The sequence below is a fragment of the Occultella glacieicola genome, from assembly GCF_004353825.1.
Lineage (GTDB): Bacteria > Actinomycetota > Actinomycetes > Actinomycetales > Beutenbergiaceae > Occultella > Occultella glacieicola.
The window spans coordinates 583,399-599,590 of record NZ_SMNA01000001.1; the positions used below are offsets into that span (position 1 = coordinate 583,399).

The following is a 16,192-nucleotide window of genomic DNA, read 5'->3' on the forward strand; positions in this document are numbered from 1 at the left end:
GCGCACCGTGGTCGTCACCGACCGGACATCAGGGTCCGCCAGAAGTCCAGGTGGTGCTCGGCGGCGACGTCCACCGGCGCGATCGCACCGGGAGCGAACGACTGGACGTACGGCGTGTCCGCGGTGCCGTCGAACCTCGGCCAGGCCGGGCCCGCGGCGGAGCCCGGGTCCCCGGTGGCGGCGAAGGCGGCCCAGTAGTCGATCAGCTGGTCCGCGAGGTGCTGCTGCGCGGGGGTGAGCGTCGGCTCGACGCCGCTGAGCGAGAAGAAGGACCAGAGCTCGGAGGTGTGGTAGGCCCCCATGTTCATCGGGGCCGGGCTGCTGAACGGCGGGGCTGGGTCGGAGAACTCGTATTGGTGGACGGGCACGTACCTCGACAACGCGGCCGAGGTCGCGTACTGGCCGGCTGCCCACTTGGAGTCGGTGGCGATCGCGGCCCACGCCGCCGCGCCGGAGGGGTAGGCGCTCCTCGGGTAGACCTCCTCGACGGCCGCCCGGTCCTCGCCGAACGTCTCGGTCATCACCTCCTCGTAGGTCTGTTCGCCCATCGGCCCGGCGCCGCCCTCGTAGCCGACCACCTCCAGCGTCGACTCGTCGCGGGTGTGCCCGGAGAGGACCGGGACCCGGTTGAAGGCGCCGGTCGCGATCGCTTCGCTCGGTTCGATGGGGAGCAGGTCGGTGCCGTACGCGGGCTGGATGAACCCGTCCATGACCGGCCTGAGGGTCTCCACGGGGAGGGCCCGCAAGCAGTCGAGGACCGCGTCCGGGTGATCGCTCGAGCAGCCGAGTTCCGTGGCGAGTGCCCGGCCACGCTCCTGGACGGTCGCCACCGGGAGCAGGATGTCATCGGCCGGCTGGCCCTGGTACACGGTGTTCGCCAGCCAGGCCAGGTCACAGGAACCGCTCTGCATGATCGCCCGGTCGAACAGCCCGGCCGCGCCCGGCGAGGCTAGTTGGGCGCACGTGCTGACGGCACCGGCGGACTGGCCCGCGAGGGTGACGTTGTCCGGGTCGCCGCCGAATGCGGCGGCGTTGCGCTGCACCCACGCCATCGCGGCCTGCTGGTCGGCCAGCCCGAACGTGCCCGATCCCTCGAGGCCGGGCAGGCCGAGGAAACCGAACATCCCGAGGCGGTAGTTGATCGTGATCACGACGGCGTCGCCCCGGGTCGCGAGCCGGGTCGCGTCGTAGTTGTGGCTCGCGCCCTGGTAGAAGCCGCCACCATGCACCCACAGGATCACCGGCAGCGGTTCGTCCGTGGCTCCGGCCGGGGTGGTCACATTCAGGGAGAGGCAGTCCTCGCTGGTGCTGCCCTCCGGCAGTTCGCCCGGGTTCTGCGCACAGGCGGGCCCCGGGGTGGTGGCATCACGCACGCCGCGCCACGGCTCGGGGGGTTCCGGAGCGCGCCAGCGAAGCTCGCCAACGGGCGGGGCCGCGTACGGGATGCCCTGGAACGTGCGGGTCCCGTCGTGGAGCGTGCCCCGGACCAGACCGCCGTCCGTGGCCACCACGGTCCGACCGGGCCCGGCCGCGGCAGGGCCGGGGAGGCCGAGAATGGCGGCGACGGTCAGCACCACGGTGATGATCGGAAGGACCCGCGGGATCGGTGGATGTGCTCGCTGCGGTGTCGGCATCGGGTGCGACAACTCCTCGGGTCGGTGGCGCAGGGTGCGCCGGTGGACCGTCAGTCCATCAAGCCTCGGGCCGCGGGCAACAGCGCCCGAACGTCTGGAGCGCTACCGACGAAGGTCGGGTTCCGAGGTGCTGGGCGAGGAGTCTGTCGATAGCGTGCCCGCAACGTCGAGTTCATCCCGAACCAGCCGTCGAGGAGAACACCGCATGCAGACGAGCGAGACCGAGGCCACGCCGGGGGAGTTGCCGCCCTCGAATCCGCCGCCGCCGACTCCGTCGCCGCGGGGGCGCTGGTATCAGTCGATCCACCCGCCGGTGTTCTGGCCGGCTCTGATCATCGTCGTCTCCTTCGTCGCCATCGCGACCCTCGGCGGCGATGCCGTCACCGAGGCGATCGCGACGCTCCAGTCCGGGATCGTCGGCGGCTTCGGCTGGTACTACACGGTCATCGTGACCGGGTTCGTGCTGTTCGCGCTCTGGTGCGGGTTCGGCCACTTCGGTGACATCAAGCTCGCCAAGAACGACGAGGACCCCGAGTTCTCCATCGGGAGCTGGCTGGCGATGCTGTTCGCCGCGGGAATGGGCATCGGGCTCGTGTTCTGGGGGGTGGCGGAACCGCTGCACCACTTCGCCGGGATCCCGAACCGGGCGTCCGGGGTCGCGGCGATGGACGAACAGGGGATCGAGGACTCCCTGGTCATGACCTTCCTGCACTGGGGCCTGCACCCGTGGGCCATCTACGTGGTCGTCGGCCTGGCGGTCGCCTACGCCGTGCACGTCAAAGGGCGGCCGATCTCGATCCGGTGGACACTCGAACCGCTCTTCGGGGGCCGGGTCAAGGGCTGGCTCGGCGACGTCATCGACGTCGCCGCGATCGTCGGCACCCTCTTCGGTGTGGCCACCTCGCTCGGAGTCGGTGTCGCCCAGGTCGCGGGCGGCCTGGAGTTCCTCGAGATCATCGGTACCCCGTCCAACCTGACCCTGGCAGTCCTGATCGGCGCGATCACGCTGTTGGCGGTCATCTCGGTGGTCACCGGGGTGAAGAAGGGCATGAAGTGGCTCTCGAACATCAACATGGGCATGGCGATCGGCCTGCTCGTCTTCGTGTTGATCGCCGGGCCAACCCTGTTCCTCCTGAGGGAATACATCCAGGCGACAGGGGCGTACCTGCACGACCTCGTTCGGCTGAGTTTCTCCACCTCGGCGCTCGCCGTGACCAACGCCGAGGGCGTGGAGTGGCAGGGTTGGTGGACGGCGTTCTACTGGGGCTGGTGGATCTCGTGGGCACCGTTCGTCGGCGTGTTCATCGCTCGGATCTCCCGGGGCCGGACGGTCCGGGAGTTCGTGCTCGGCGTGCTGTTCGTCCCGACCGTCTTCAGTTTCCTGTGGTTCACGGTCCTCGGCGGCACCGCCATGTATCGGGAAGTGTTCGGGGAGGGTGGCCTGGTCAGGACCGATGCTGCCGGGGAGAACGTCGTGCACGAGTCGAACACACTGTTCGGAATGCTCGAGGGGCTGCCGGGTGGGACCGTGGTCGCCGGTCTGGCGATCCTCCTCGTGGTGTTGTTCTTCGTGACCTCCTCGGACTCGGGTTCCCTGGTGGTGGACATGCTCGCCTCCGGGGGCAATCCGGAGCCACCGACATGGAGCCGGGTGCTGTGGGGTGTGCTCGAGGGCGCCGTTGCGCTCGCCCTGGTATTCGCCGGCGGCCTGATGGCACTGCGCGGGGTCGCGATCGCCATCGCGCTCCCGTTCAGCGTGGTGATGGTGCTGATGGTCTTCGCCTGCCTGAAACAGTTCCGCACGGAGCGCCGGCAGATGGTGGCCGCGCAACGGGCGATGGTGCGCGACCGGCTGACCGAGCACGTCTCCCGCACGTTGATCGAGGACGGCCTGGTCGAGCCGCCGCGCCGCCGCCCGTAGCGGCGACGGGACCCCGGACTCGCCCGGCACCCGTCAGCGCGGGGCGTGCGCCTCGAGGAAGGCGTAGACCTCCGCATCGTCGACTCCGGGGAACGTGCCGGATGGGAGGGCGCCGAGGATGTGCGTGTGCAGCTTCGCGCTGGGCCAGGCGGCGCCCCGCCATTTCGCGGTGAGGTCGGCGGAGGGCTCCCGGCAGCAGGTCGGGTCCGGGCAGCGCGAGACCGAGCGGGATGTGCTCTCGCGCCCACGGAACCACTTCGCGGCCGCGAACGGGACGCCGAGCGTGACCGAGAAGTCGCCGTCGGCGCCCTGGCCGGTCTGGGCGCTGCACCAGTAGGTGCCGGACGGGGTGTCGGTGTACTGGTGGAACTCACCGGCCAGGTCGTTGTGGTCGAACACGGTGCGCGAGGTCCAGTGCCGGCACACCGTCTGCCCCTCGATCGCGCCGGTGACGTCGGTCGGGAAGTCCACGTCGTCGTTCTCGTAGCCCTTGTAGAGGGTGCCGTCCCGGCCGACCCGGGCGAAGTGCACCGTGATGCCGAGCTGGGAGGTGGCGAGGTTCGTGAACCGGTGCGCCGCGCTCTCGTGGGTGACTCCGAACGCGTCCCGGAGGTCCTCGACGGCGAGGTCCCGGTTCCGCTTGGCCGCGAGCAGGAACTCGGTGGCGGCGTGCCGGGGCATCAGCACGCACGCGGCGAAGTAGCTGATCTCCAGACGCTGGCGCAGGAAGTCCGCGTAGGTACCGGGATGGGTGTGCCCGAGGACCCGGTGCGCGACCGCCTGCAGAGCCAGGGAACGGAGCCCGTGCCCGCCCGGCAGTGACGCCGGCGGCAGGTAGATCCGGCCGTGCTCCAGGTCGGTGACGGTCCGGGTGGAGGAGGGCAGATCCCGGGCGTGATGGAGGCTGAATCCCAGATGGGAGACGAGCTGCTCGACCGTGCGGTGGGTCAGCGGGCCGGAGGAGTACCCGACCGTGACCAGCAGTGCCTCGGCCGCGTCCTCGATCTCCTCGAGGTAGTTGTCCCGGGCCCGCATGGCCCGGCGCAGCTCGGTGTTCGCACGCCGGGCCTCCTCGGGGGTGGCGCTGGCCTCGCTGGAGCGTCGGGCCAGTTCGGTGTGTAGCCCGACCAGCGCCTCCAGGGCCTCGGTGGGCAGCCGCTTGCCGGCCCGGACCCGGGGCAGGCCGAGCGCCGCGTAGAGCGGTCCGCGCTGGGCGGCGTCCAGGGCGATCTCGAGGCCGTCGCGCCGGCTCGGCGGCTCGGCGTCCAGCAGGGTGGCGAGCTCGACGCCGAGCGCGGTCGCGATCGCCTGCAGGAGGGTGAGCCGGGGTTCGCGGTGACCGTTCTCGATCAGCGAGAGCTGGCTCGGGGCGGTGCCGACCTGGCCGGCCAAGTCGTCCAACGTCATCCCGGCGGTGCTCCGGAAGTGCCGGATCCGCCGCCCGATGGTCAGGACGGTGGTCTGCGGATCGGTGATCTCGGCGCTCACGCCTTCACGTTAGCGAAAGAGAAGCGAATCTTTCCAACAGTTGACCGTGGAAGGGCACTGGTTCTTGCAGCAGAGTCGTCAACAGCCGCCACACCCGAGGCGGCCACCGAGCACCGAACGACGCATCCGAGAAGGAGTGAATGACCGTGACGACCACGACCCACCAGTCCCCGAACCCGTCCACCCAGCACAGCGAGGAGGGCCGGGCCGTCCGGCTCGACCCGGCCGAGCAGCTGCGCCGCGACTGGGCCACCGACCCGCGCTGGAGCGGCATCGAGCGCAGCTACGCCGCCGAGGACGTGGTGAGCCTGCGCGGCCGGGTGGCCGAGGAGCACACCCTCGCCCGCCGCGGCGCGCAGCGGCTCTGGGACCTGATCCACTCGCGCGACTACGTGAACGCCCTCGGTGCCCTGACCGGCAACCAGGCGGTGCAGATGGTCAAGGCCGGGCTCGAGGCGATCTACCTCTCCGGCTGGCAAGTGGCTGCGGATGCGAACCTTTCCGGGCAGACCTACCCGGACCAGTCCCTCTATCCGGCGAACTCGGTGCCGGCCGTGGTGCGCCGCATCAACAACGCGCTGCTGCGGGCGGACCAGATCTCCCACAGTGAGGGTGAGGACGAACGCGACTTTCTTGCGCCGATCGTCGCGGACGCCGAGGCCGGGTTCGGTGGCCCCTTGAACGCGTTCGAGCTGATGAAGTCGATGATCGCGTCCGGCGCCGCGGGTGTGCACTGGGAGGACCAACTCGCCTCGGAGAAGAAGTGCGGCCATATGGGCGGCAAGGTGCTCATCCCGACCGCCCAGCACATCCGGACCCTGAACGCGGCCCGGCTCGCGTCCGACATCGCCGGCGTGCCCACCCTGATCATCGCCCGCACCGACTCCCTCGGTGCGAACCTGCTCACCACCGACACCGACGAGCGGGACCGCCCGTTCCTCACCGGCGAGCGGACCACCGAGGGCTTCTACCGTGTCACCCCAGGGCCCGAGGCGGCGATCGCCCGCGGCCTGGCCTTCGCGCCGTACTGCGACCTGATCTGGGTGGAGACCGGGAAGCCGGACCTGGAGTTCGCGCGGGCGTTCGCCGAGGCGATCCACGCGCAGTTCCCCGGCAAGAAGCTCGCCTACAACTGCTCGCCGTCGTTCAACTGGTCCGCCGCCCTCGACTCCGGCACGATCGCCCGGTTCCAGCGCGAGCTCGGTGCGATGGGGTACGCGTTCCAGTTCATCACCCTGGCCGGCTTCCACGCCCTGAACCACTCGATGTTCGACCTGGCGCACGGCTACGCCCGCACCGGGATGAGCGCGTACGTGCAGCTCCAACAGGCCGAGTTCGCCTCGGCCGAGCGGGGCTACACCGCCGTGAAGCATCAGGCGGAGGTGGGCACCGGCTACTTCGACCGGGTGGCCACCGCCCTGAACCCGACGTCCGGCACGCTCGCGCTGACGGGTTCGACGGAAGAGGAGCAGTTCTGATGACCACGCTCACGCAGCCACGCACCTACGCGGGCGAGCCGACGCCGTCGGCCACTGCTGCCGACCCGACCACGCACCCGACCGAACCGGAAGGCACCAGGCTCGCCACGCCGTCGGGCATGACGATCACGGCACCGCGGGTGCCCGGCGACGACATCGTGCTCACCCCGGGCGCCCTGGCCACCGTGGTCGAACTGCACCACCGCTTCGATGCCCGACGGCGGTGCCTCCTCGAACGTCGAGCGCAGCGTCGGGAGGCGCTCGCCCGAGGAGACGAACTCGGGCTGCTCGAGGAGACCGCGGACCTCCGCGCCGACCCCACCTGGCAGGTGGCGCCGCCGGCGCCCGGACTGAGCCGGCGCACGGTCGAGATCACCGGGCCGGCGAGCCGGGCGATGGCCGTGAACGCGCTGAACTCCGGCGCGGACGTGTGGATGGCGGACCTCGAGGATGCGACCAGCCCGACCTGGGCGAACCTGATCGACGCGCAGCACAACCTGATCCGGTTCACCCGCGACGAGCTGGACTTCACCGGGCCCGGCGGCAAGGAGTACATCGTCGGTGCGCGCACCCCCACGGTGCTGATGCGCCCGCGCGGCTGGCACCTGAGCGAGAAGCACCTGCTGATCGACGGGCGCGAGACGTCGGCGTCGCTGACCGACGTCGCGCTGTACTTCCACCACTGCGCGACGGCCATGATCGAACGCGGGCAGGGGCCGTACTTCTACCTGCCCAAGCTCGAGTCGCACCTGGAGGCCCGGCTCTGGAACGACGTGTTCTGCTACCTGCAGGACCGGTATTCGATCCCGCGCGGCACGGTGCGGGCGACCGTGCTCATCGAGACGCTGCCGGCGGCGCTGGAGATGGAGGAGATGCTCTACGAGCTGCGCGAACACTCGGCCGGGTTGAACGCCGGGCGGTGGGACTACCTGTTCTCGCTGGTCAAGACGCTGTGGCGGACCGGGGTGACCCTGCCGGACCGGGACACGATCACCATGACCGTCCCGTTCATGCGTGCCTACACCGAGCGGCTGGTGGCCACCTGTCACCGGCGCGGCGCCCACGCGATCGGCGGGATGGCCGCGTTCGTGCCGAACCGTACCGACGAGCGGGCCACCGAGAACGCGCTGCGGCGGATCCGGGCGGACAAGGACCGGGACGCCGAGGACGGGTTCGACGGCTCCTGGGTGGCGCACCCCAGGCTGGTGCCAACGGCCCGGGACGCCTTCACCGGCGTGCTGCGCGGACGTGACCACCAGCTCGAGCGGCAGCGGCACGACCTCCTGGACCCGGCCGACCTGCTCGAGGTGGACTCGGCGGGCGGCGGGGCCAGTCTGGTCGGGCTGCGCTCGAACATCGCGGTGTCGCTGCGCTACCTCGAGGCGTGGCTGCGCGGCCAGGGGGCGGTCGCCATCAACAACCTGATGGAGGACGCCGCCACCGTGGAGATCGCCCGGTCCCAGGTCTGGCAGTGGCGTCGGGCGGGGGTCGTCCTCGAGGAGGGCATCGAGGTCACCGAGCCACTGGTGCGCCGCCTCGTGGCGGAGGAGGCGGAGCGGATCCACGGCGAAGCCGAACCGGGTGGTCACCCGCTGCTCGCCGACGCCGTCCGGCTGTTCTGCGACGTCGCCCTCGGTGAGGAGCTCGAGGAGTTCTTCACCCTCCGCGGCTACCGCGAGTACCTGCGCTGAACCCCGGGGTAGATCGGTGCGCGCGGTCACGGCACTCGTGATCGCGCGCACTCGGGCGCCGGGGTGGGCCGGTAGGCTCGCGTTCCGTGAAGATCCTGCTGATCGGCTCCGGTGCCCGTGAGCACGCCCTGGCCCGCTCGCTCGCCTCGGACCCCGCGACGACCACGCTGACCGTGGCCCCGGGCAACCCCGGCACGGCCGAGGTCGCGACCAACGCCGACGTGGACGCGAACGATCCGGCCGCCGTCGCCGCGCTCGCCCGCGAGCTCGACGCCGACCTCGTGGTGGTCGGCCCCGAGGCGCCGCTGGTCGCCGGGGTCGCGGACGCCGTGCGCGCCGCCGGGATCCCCGTGTTCGGACCGAACGGCGACGCGGCCACCCTGGAGGGGTCGAAGGCATTCGCGAAGGACGTGATGGCCGCGGCGAGCGTCCCGACCGCGATGGCGCACGTGTGCCGCACCGTCGCCGAGGCCGAGGCTGCGCTGGATGCGTTCGGCCCCCCGTACGTGGTCAAGGACGACGGTCTGGCTGCCGGCAAGGGCGTGGTCGTCACCCGGGACCGTGACGTCGCCCTCGCCCACGCCACCGAGTGCGTGAACCGCAGCCGCCGGGCCACCGTGGTCGTCGAGGAGTTCCTCGACGGCCCCGAGGTCTCCCTGTTCTGCCTCTGCGACGGCGAGAACGTGGTCCCGCTCGCTCCCGCGCAGGATTTCAAGCGACTCGGCGACGGCGACTCCGGCCCGAACACCGGCGGCATGGGCGCCTACTCGCCGCTGCCCTGGGCGCCCGACGACCTCGTCGAGCAGGTCGTCGACCGGGTCGCACTGCCCACCGTGCGCGAGCTCGCCCGCCGCGGCACCCCGTTCGTCGGCCTGCTCTACTGCGGCCTCGCGCTCACCTCGCGCGGGCTGCGGGTCATCGAGTTCAACGCCCGGTTCGGGGACCCCGAGACGCAAGTGGTGCTGGCCCGGCTCGAGTCCTCCCTCGCCACTGCCCTGCATGCCGCCGCCACCGGGTCCCTGGACGCGCTGCCGGACCTGCGCTGGTCCTCCGGCGCCGCCGTCACGGTCGTGATCGCCGCCCATGGCTACCCCGGGCAGGTCCGCTCCGGCGACCCGATCACCGGCGTCGAGGACGCGGAGTCGCTCGAGGGCGTGCACGTGCTGCACGCGGGTACGGCCATGGTCGACGGCGGCCTGGTCACCGCCGGTGGGCGCGTGCTGTCCGTGGTCGGTGCGGGCGCCGACCTGCCGGCCGCTCGCGCGGCCGCCTACGCGGGTGTGGAGGCGATCACGATCGACGGCGGCCAGTACCGGACGGACATCGCCGCCGTGGAGTGAGCGACCACAACTCGGCCACGGCTGCCCGTGTGTGACGCTCTTATGCGGACACCTCGGCGCAGACGTCGATGAGGAGGCGACCCGGCCCTCGGAAGATCGCGCTTCGCATGCCGAAGTCCTGCGTCACGGGTCCGAGGATGAGCTCCCCGCCGCGAGCCTGGATCTCGTGGGTGCGCTGGTCGACGTCGTCGACGACTACATGCAGAGTGACGCCGTCGACCTGTCCGGACGGGACCGCGGACGACGTGCTGAACCACAGGTCGACGCCGTCGGCGTGGACGTCTGCGAACTCGTGGAAGTCGCTCTGTCCGCGTGGCCAGCCGAACTGTTCGGAGACCTCTCGGGCGGCTTCGCTGGCGTCCTCGACGATGATGCTGAGCGCTCTGATGGTCATCGGACGTCCTTTCGCAGTGCCTGATGGTCGGTGCGCTTGCGACCGTAGTCGGTAGAACCCGGGGTCGGTTGAGGATCGGCGCCGTGGCCTGCGTCGCACGAGCCAGCGGAGGCGGTCGCCGTCTGTTCACCGTCCCGACGCTGTGCAAGCCGGGTCGTCCTGAGTAGTGTCGTCGCGGTCCGCCCCCCGACGGACGCCCCACCCCGGTGGCCCACCAGGCCGCCGGCGATTCGACGAGGAGTCCCCATGGCCCACAAGCCCACCCCCACCTCCGACGCGAAGACCGCGCACGCCGCCCTCCTGAACTCGGAGGTGACCCGGCGCCGGCTGCTCGGGATGGCCGCCGTCGGCACCGCGGGCACCGCGGCTGCCGGCATCGTCGGCAGCCCGAGCGCACACGCCGCGCCGGACGGTCCCGGGCGCAACGACGCGCACCGCCGGCGGCTGACCGTCCTGGGCACCACCGACCTGCACGGCAACGTGTTCAACTGGGACTACTTCAAGGACGCCGAGTACACGGACTCGGCGGGCAACGACATCGGCCTCGCGAAGATCTCCACCCTGGTCAGTGCGATGCGGACCGAACGTGGTGAGCGCACCACGCTGCTGCTGGACGCCGGCGACACGATCCAGGGCACCCCGCTCGCGTACTACTACGCCAAGATCGACCCGATCACGGGCGGGCACGTGCACCCGATGGCCGCCGCCATGAACGCGATCGGGTACGACGCCGCCGCGATGGGCAACCACGAGTTCAACTACGGCCTCGACACGCTGCAGACGTTCGTCGACCAGTTGGACTTCCCGCTGCTCTGCGCGAACGCCGTCGACGACTTCACCGGGCAGCCCGCCTACGAGCCCTACGTCATCCACACCGTCCGCCCGCGCGGTGCCCGCCCGATCAAGGTCGGCATCCTCGGCCTGGTCACCCCGGGCGTGGCGATCTGGGACAAGGCGAACGTGGAGGGCATCCTGCACTTCCCGGGCCTGGTCGAGCAGGCGCAGGTGTTCGTGCCGCAGATGAAGCGCAGGGGAGCGGACATCGTCATCGTCTCGGCCCACTCCGGCGCGGACACCTCCTCCTCCTACGGGGACGCGCTGCCCTACCCGGAGAACGCCGCCACGCTGGTCGCCGAACAGGTGCCGGACATCGACGCGATCCTCGTCGGCCACGCCCACGCCGAGATCGTGGAGAGGTTCGTCACCAACACCGCCACCGGCACGCAGGTGCTGCTCACCGAACCGCTGCGCTGGGGCATGCGGCTGAGCGTCATGGACCTGGACCTGGTGGAGGAGCGGGGCCGCTGGCGCGTGGAGTCCGCCCGCGCCCACCTGCTGAACGCGAACAGTGTGCCGCAGGACCCGGCGATCGTGGAGATCCTCACCGCCGACCACGAGATCGTCCGCGACTACGTGAACTCGGTCATCGGCACGAACCTGACCGCGATGTCCGCGCAGACCTCGCGCTATGAGGACACCGCGGCGATGGACTTCATCAACCACGTCCAGTCGGACGCGGTCACCCAGGCCCTCGCCGGAACTCCCGAGGCGGGCCTGCCGGTGCTGTCCATCGCGGCCCCGTTCAACCGGGACGCCGCCATCCCCGCAGGCGAGGTCACGGTCCGCGACGTCGCCGGCATGTACATCTTCGACAACACCCTGCTCGCGATCACGCTCACCGGCGCCGAGGTGCTCGCCTACCTCGAGCAGTCCGCCGCGTACTTCAAGCAGGTCTCCGGCACCGGCCCGTTCGCCCCGGACGACGTCACCAACGCCGTCACCCCGACGGCGCCGAACGGTACCCCCGACTACAACTACGACATCATGGGCGGCTTCACCGCGCCGCTCACCTACGACATCGACATCGCGCAGGCGCCGGGATCGCGCATCGTCGGCCTGAGCTACGACGGCGTCCCGATCGACACCGCGCAACGGTTCGTCATCGCGATCAACAACTACCGCCAGTCCGGCGGCGGGAACTTCCCGGGCGTGACGACCGCCCCGGTGGTCTACAACGCGCAGGTGGAGATCCGTCAGCTCATCATCGACTGGGTCACGGCCGTCGGCCAGATCGACTCCTCGACGTTCTCGGCGACCGACTGGCGCCTGGTCGCGAACGGGGAGCCGGTGATCATCCAGGCCTGAGGCACCCGACCGCCCGAACGAACCCAGGAATTCGGTTGGTCGCGCTCGGTAGCGTGCCGGTATGCCGGATCCGATCTTCGACGAGCCCCGACTCGCCGCCGTCTACGACGCCCTCGACCCCGATCGTAGTGACCTTGACGTCTATGTCGCCCTGGTCGCCGATGAGCTCGGCGCCCGCAGCGTGCTCGACGTCGGCTCCGGCACGGGCACGTTCGCGCTGATGCTGGCCGACCGGGGGATCGACGTCGTGGGAGTCGATCCCGCCCGGGCGAGCGTCGAGGTTGCCCGCGGCAAGCGGGGAGCCGACCGGGTCCGCTGGCTCGACGGGGACGCGACCACGGTGTCGGACCTGCTGCCGGACCTGAGCGTGGACGTCGCGACCATGACGGCGAACGTGGCGCAGGTGTTCCTCAGCGACGCCGACTGGGTCGCGACGCTCGCCGGCATCCACCGGGCGCTGCGGCCCGGCGGGCACCTGGTGTTCGAGGCCCGCCGGCCGGAGGCGCGTGCCTGGGAGGGCTGGACGCCGGAGGCGACGCGTCAGGTCGTCGACTGCGGCCCGGCCGGCCTGGTCGAGGACTGGGTCGAGGTCGTCTCCTACGCGGGCGGCGTGCTCGAGTTCGCCTCACCGACCCTCTTCCACGCCGACGGCGTCCGCATCGAGTCGACGTCGAGGCTGCGGTTCCGCGGGCGTGAGGAGGTCGAGGCCTCGCTGGTCGAGGCCGGTTACGTCGTCTGCGACGTGCGTGACGCACCGGACCGGCCCGGCCGGGAGTGGGTCTACGTCGCGCAGCGCCCCGAGTAGTGCGGCCTCACGCGCACCGCCTCACCGCCGAGCGTCGATGAGGGTGACCGCTGGCTCGAGATGGGCCGTGAGAAGTGCGGCATCGGCAGTCAGCAGGGGCACGCCCTCACTCACGGCCTGCGCGACGAGCAGGCGGTCGAACGGATCGCGGTGAGGTAGTCCTCGCACGTCACGAGTCGCCCACGAGTGTGCGGCCGTCACCGGCAGCCACCGTAGCCCGGACCGGTCGAGTCGCTCCGGTAGGTCGTCCGGGACGCCCAGTTTGCCAAGCTCGGCCTTGATCGCGATCTCCCAGAGGCTCGCTGCCGAGATGAGCACCGCTCCGCTCCCGGCGATCTGCTGGCGGGCACTGCTGCCCAGCCGGCCGTCGTCGGCGGTCAGCCACAGAACGACGTGGGTGTCGAGGAGCATCAGAGCTGCGCCGAGCCCTCGAACGAATCGACGATGTCGTCGAGGGGGTCGTCGAACGTCTCGGAGTCGTAGTGAAGCAACCCGGCCGCGGTCCCGAACGTGATGTCGGTGCGGCGATGCGGAACGAGGTCGGCCACCGGACGCCCGGCGCGCGCGATCACTACGGACTCGCCCGCCTCCACGAGTTCCAGCAGCTTCGAGAGGCTGGACTTCGCCTCGTGGACATTGACCTGTCGCGCCATGCCTGCAGGGTATCGGACTAAGTCGGGCTAGGTCCATGGGCCCGATCCGTTCCGGTGCCCGCGTGGGACCGGATCAGTCAGTCGGTCCGGTCGACCTTGGCGAACGTCGCGGTGGTGCGGACCGGTGTGAAGCCGACCGACTCGTACAGGCGGCCGGCGCCGGTCGGGTTGATCGAGTCGACGTCGAGCTCGACCAGGTCGTACTCGCCGGTGGCCACGGCCGCCCTCAGGCTCGCGGTCAGCACCTGGCGGGCCAGGCCCTGGCCGCGCGCGGACGGGCGGGTGCCGACGATGCTGATATAGAGCTCGCGGTCCACCCACTGGCCGGTGATCACGTAGGCGAGCACCTCGCCGTCCGCCACCGCGGCCCGCGACGTCGCCGGCCGGAGCGAGCGTGCCTCCATGCCCTTGGCCCACTGCTCCGGTTCCTGTGGCGCGGAGCCCCAGTGGCTGGCGAACGCCTCGTTGTGCGCGAGCCGCAGCGGCTCGGCCAGCTCCTCGGTGACCGGCACCACCCGTGGGTCGGTGACCTCGGGCAGCGGGTCGCCGGGCAGGGGGCGTTGCATCGCGGTGAAATAGCGGACGATCTCGTAGCCGCGCCCGGTCAGCAGAGGCCGGACCGGGTCGGACTCCAGGCCGCCGGACGCGCGCAGCTCGAACGGCTCGCCCGGGTGGCGCTCGGCCGCCAGCGCTCGGCCGCGCGGCTCCATCTCGTCGAACATCCGGGTCGCGATGCCCCTGCCGCGCCAGTCCGGGTGCACCCCGCCGCCGATCATCGCCCGGGCCGTGCCCTCGTAGGTGAGGGCGAGGGAGACCCGGAGCTGGCTGTAGGCGACCAGGGTGTCGCCGTCCCACACCGCGATCGAGTCGAGCGCGGGGTCGAAGCCCGGCTCGCCGAGTTCCTCGGCCAGATCCTCCGCCTCGTAGTACTCCTCGGTGCGGTCGACCTTGGCGAGCAGGTTCGTCAGCTCGGCCCAGGCGGGCACGGAGTCGGTGTCCAGGGTGCTCCAGCGCAGTGACATCGAGGTGGCCTTCCAGGGTGGATCGAACAGGTGGGCGTCCCAGGGTGGCGTAGCAGGCCCCCGGGCCGTCAAGTGCAAATGGAGCGCAGCGGGGTCAGCGGTCGTCCTCGCACGCGAACCAGCCCATACCCGCTTCGTCATCGTCGCCGACGTCGAAGTCGTCGACCTCGTCCGTCCGCGAGCCGCCCAGCGTGGCCCGGGTGATCGCCTCGCCGTCGGACATCATCTCCGCGAGGGCGGAGCGCAACTGCTCGTCGCCCATCCGTTCCGGCGTTCCGGCCTCGGCGGCGAGCAGCACCGCGCGTCGCACGAGTTCCTTGACGAAACTGGCGGTCGCGCCCGCCGCTCCCTCGGCGACCTCCGCGCGGGCCGCCTCGGAGAAGCCCAGACCATCGGCGTACAGGTCCAGCAGCGCCCGCCGCGCCGCGCCGTCGGGCAGCGGGATCTCGACGGCGAGGTCCACCCGGCCTGGCCGCTGCGCGAGCGCGGGCTCGAGCACGTCCACCCGGTTGGTGGTGAGCAGGAACGTGACGTCGGAGTCGGCGGAGAGACCGTCCAGGGCGTCGAGCACCTCGAACAGCAACGGCGAGGACGTGTGCGGGTTGCGGGCTCCCGCCACGAGGTCGCAGTCCTCCAGGACCACGATCGCCGGGGCCAGGGTGCGGGCGGTCTCCGCGGCCAGGGTCACCAGCGCAAGGGTCTGCCCGGAGAGCAGGATCACGGTGGCGTCGCTCGCGGCACCCACCAGGTACCGCACGGTCAGGGTCTTCCCGGTGCCCGGCGGCCCGTACAGCAGCACCCCGCGCTTGAGGTGCTGGCCGGCGCGGGCGAGCGCCTCGGCGTGGGCGCCGATGCCGAGCACGTGCCGTTCGATCCGGTGCAAGGTCCCCTCGGGCAGCACGATGTCACCGGCCCCGACGGCGGGGCGGGCATGGAACGTGACCCCGCCCGCGCTGGGCCCGTACTCGGAACTGGTGAACGTGACGACCTGCCGGCGCAGCACGCTGTGGGCGTTCATCGCGGCGCGAACCTCGGTCAGGAAGGCGGTCGCGACCTCCCGGTCCGGCGTCAGCACCTCGAGCTTGGCCGCGGCCCCGAACTGCGGATTGCTGCCCCGCTGCAGCACGGCGACCGGATGGGTGTCGAAGGTGAACAGGTGCAGGCCGAAGGCGACCACGGAGCGCTCGGCGTCCGGGCCCACCGGGACCGGGCGGAACTCGACCGGCCCGATCGGGAACATGCCGTGCTGGCCGGAGTACTGCACGATCTCGCTGAGCGAGTTGTGCCAGCGCTGGTCGCCGCCCCCGATGCCGAGCTGGGTGCCGCCGCCGTGCGCTGCGATCACGTGCTCCAGGGCGACGTCCGCGTCCGCCGTCCGGAGCGGGCTGATCTCCTCGGTGAGCGTGGCCGGGGTGCGTGGGTCGATGCCCAGGTGGGCGGTGAGCACGGGCAACAGCGGCTCTCCGCCGGCGTCGTCGCGGGCGTGCAACTCCTCGGCCAGGTGCGCGAGGGCGCGGAAGTCGGTGAGGAACGCGGTCACTGCTGCGGGCAGCGTGTCGGGTACGCCGTTGGCCGGCGGAGTGGTCATGGCGCCATCCTGTCAGGCGCGCCGGCCCAGCCG

General features: G+C 71.2%; 13 protein-coding genes. 6 read left to right on the plus strand and 7 right to left on the minus strand.

Annotation, left to right across the window (positions count from 1 at the left end):
• Positions 1 to 14 precede the first annotated feature (14 nt).
• Complete coding sequence (locus EXU48_RS02710) at positions 15 to 1,634, minus strand: carboxylesterase/lipase family protein (RefSeq protein ID WP_133106010.1); 1,620 nt, start codon at positions 1,632 to 1,634, stop codon at positions 15 to 17.
• A 205-nt stretch (positions 1,635 to 1,839) separates the two neighbouring features.
• Between EXU48_RS02710 and EXU48_RS02715 the strand changes: the two genes are divergently transcribed.
• A complete protein-coding gene (locus EXU48_RS02715; RefSeq protein WP_133106011.1) occupies positions 1,840 to 3,555 on the plus strand; it encodes a BCCT family transporter in 1,716 nt (571 codons plus the stop codon).
• A 33-nt stretch (positions 3,556 to 3,588) separates the two neighbouring features.
• Here EXU48_RS02715 and EXU48_RS02720 read toward each other — a convergent pair whose 3' ends face one another.
• Positions 3,589 to 5,043 carry an XRE family transcriptional regulator gene (locus EXU48_RS02720; protein WP_268958137.1) on the minus strand — a complete coding sequence of 485 codons (1,455 nt, stop codon included), beginning with the start codon at positions 5,041 to 5,043 and terminating at the stop codon, positions 3,589 to 3,591.
• A gap of 140 nt (positions 5,044 to 5,183) precedes the next feature.
• Between EXU48_RS02720 and aceA the strand changes: the two genes are divergently transcribed.
• The 3 genes from aceA (at position 5,184) to purD (ending at position 9,552) form a co-directional block, all read left to right on the plus strand.
• Positions 5,184 to 6,521 (plus strand): isocitrate lyase, encoded by a 1,338-nt coding sequence (gene aceA, locus EXU48_RS02725; RefSeq protein WP_133106012.1) that lies wholly within the window; start codon positions 5,184 to 5,186, stop codon positions 6,519 to 6,521.
• Positions 6,521 to 8,212 carry a malate synthase A gene (gene aceB, locus EXU48_RS02730; RefSeq protein ID WP_165962662.1) on the plus strand — a complete coding sequence of 564 codons (1,692 nt, stop codon included), beginning with the start codon at positions 6,521 to 6,523 and terminating at the stop codon, positions 8,210 to 8,212. The genes aceA and aceB overlap by 1 nt, the downstream gene beginning before the upstream one ends.
• An 86-nt stretch (positions 8,213 to 8,298) precedes the next feature.
• A complete protein-coding gene (gene purD, locus EXU48_RS02735) occupies positions 8,299 to 9,552 on the plus strand; it encodes a phosphoribosylamine--glycine ligase (protein ID WP_133106013.1) in 1,254 nt (417 codons plus the stop codon).
• 40 nt (positions 9,553 to 9,592) lie between these two features.
• Here the strand turns inward: purD and EXU48_RS02740 are convergent, their stop codons facing one another.
• A complete protein-coding gene (locus EXU48_RS02740) occupies positions 9,593 to 9,946 on the minus strand; it encodes a VOC family protein (protein ID WP_133106014.1) in 354 nt (117 codons plus the stop codon).
• 246 nt (positions 9,947 to 10,192) lie between these two features.
• Between EXU48_RS02740 and EXU48_RS02745 the strand changes: the two genes are divergently transcribed.
• Positions 10,193 to 12,091, plus strand: a complete 1,899-nt coding sequence (locus EXU48_RS02745) for a bifunctional metallophosphatase/5'-nucleotidase (protein WP_207947589.1) — start codon at positions 10,193 to 10,195, stop codon at positions 12,089 to 12,091.
• Between the two features lie 61 nt (positions 12,092 to 12,152).
• Positions 12,153 to 12,896 carry a class I SAM-dependent methyltransferase gene (locus EXU48_RS02750; RefSeq protein ID WP_133106015.1) on the plus strand — a complete coding sequence of 248 codons (744 nt, stop codon included), beginning with the start codon at positions 12,153 to 12,155 and terminating at the stop codon, positions 12,894 to 12,896.
• 21 nt (positions 12,897 to 12,917) lie between these two features.
• Here the strand turns inward: EXU48_RS02750 and EXU48_RS02755 are convergent, their stop codons facing one another.
• From EXU48_RS02755 to EXU48_RS02770, 4 genes are all read right to left on the minus strand, one after another.
• Positions 12,918 to 13,307 (minus strand): type II toxin-antitoxin system VapC family toxin, encoded by a 390-nt coding sequence (locus EXU48_RS02755; protein ID WP_133106016.1) that lies wholly within the window; start codon positions 13,305 to 13,307, stop codon positions 12,918 to 12,920.
• On the minus strand, positions 13,307 to 13,549 hold the full coding sequence (locus EXU48_RS02760; protein WP_133106017.1) for a type II toxin-antitoxin system Phd/YefM family antitoxin: 243 nt from the start codon (positions 13,547 to 13,549) through the stop codon (positions 13,307 to 13,309). The genes EXU48_RS02755 and EXU48_RS02760 overlap by 1 nt, the downstream gene beginning before the upstream one ends.
• 77 nt (positions 13,550 to 13,626) lie before the next feature.
• A complete protein-coding gene (locus EXU48_RS02765) occupies positions 13,627 to 14,571 on the minus strand; it encodes a GNAT family N-acetyltransferase (protein ID WP_165962663.1) in 945 nt (314 codons plus the stop codon).
• 94 nt (positions 14,572 to 14,665) lie between these two features.
• Positions 14,666 to 16,159, minus strand: a complete 1,494-nt coding sequence (locus EXU48_RS02770; protein ID WP_133106019.1) for an AAA family ATPase — start codon at positions 16,157 to 16,159, stop codon at positions 14,666 to 14,668.
• Positions 16,160 to 16,192 lie beyond the last annotated feature (33 nt).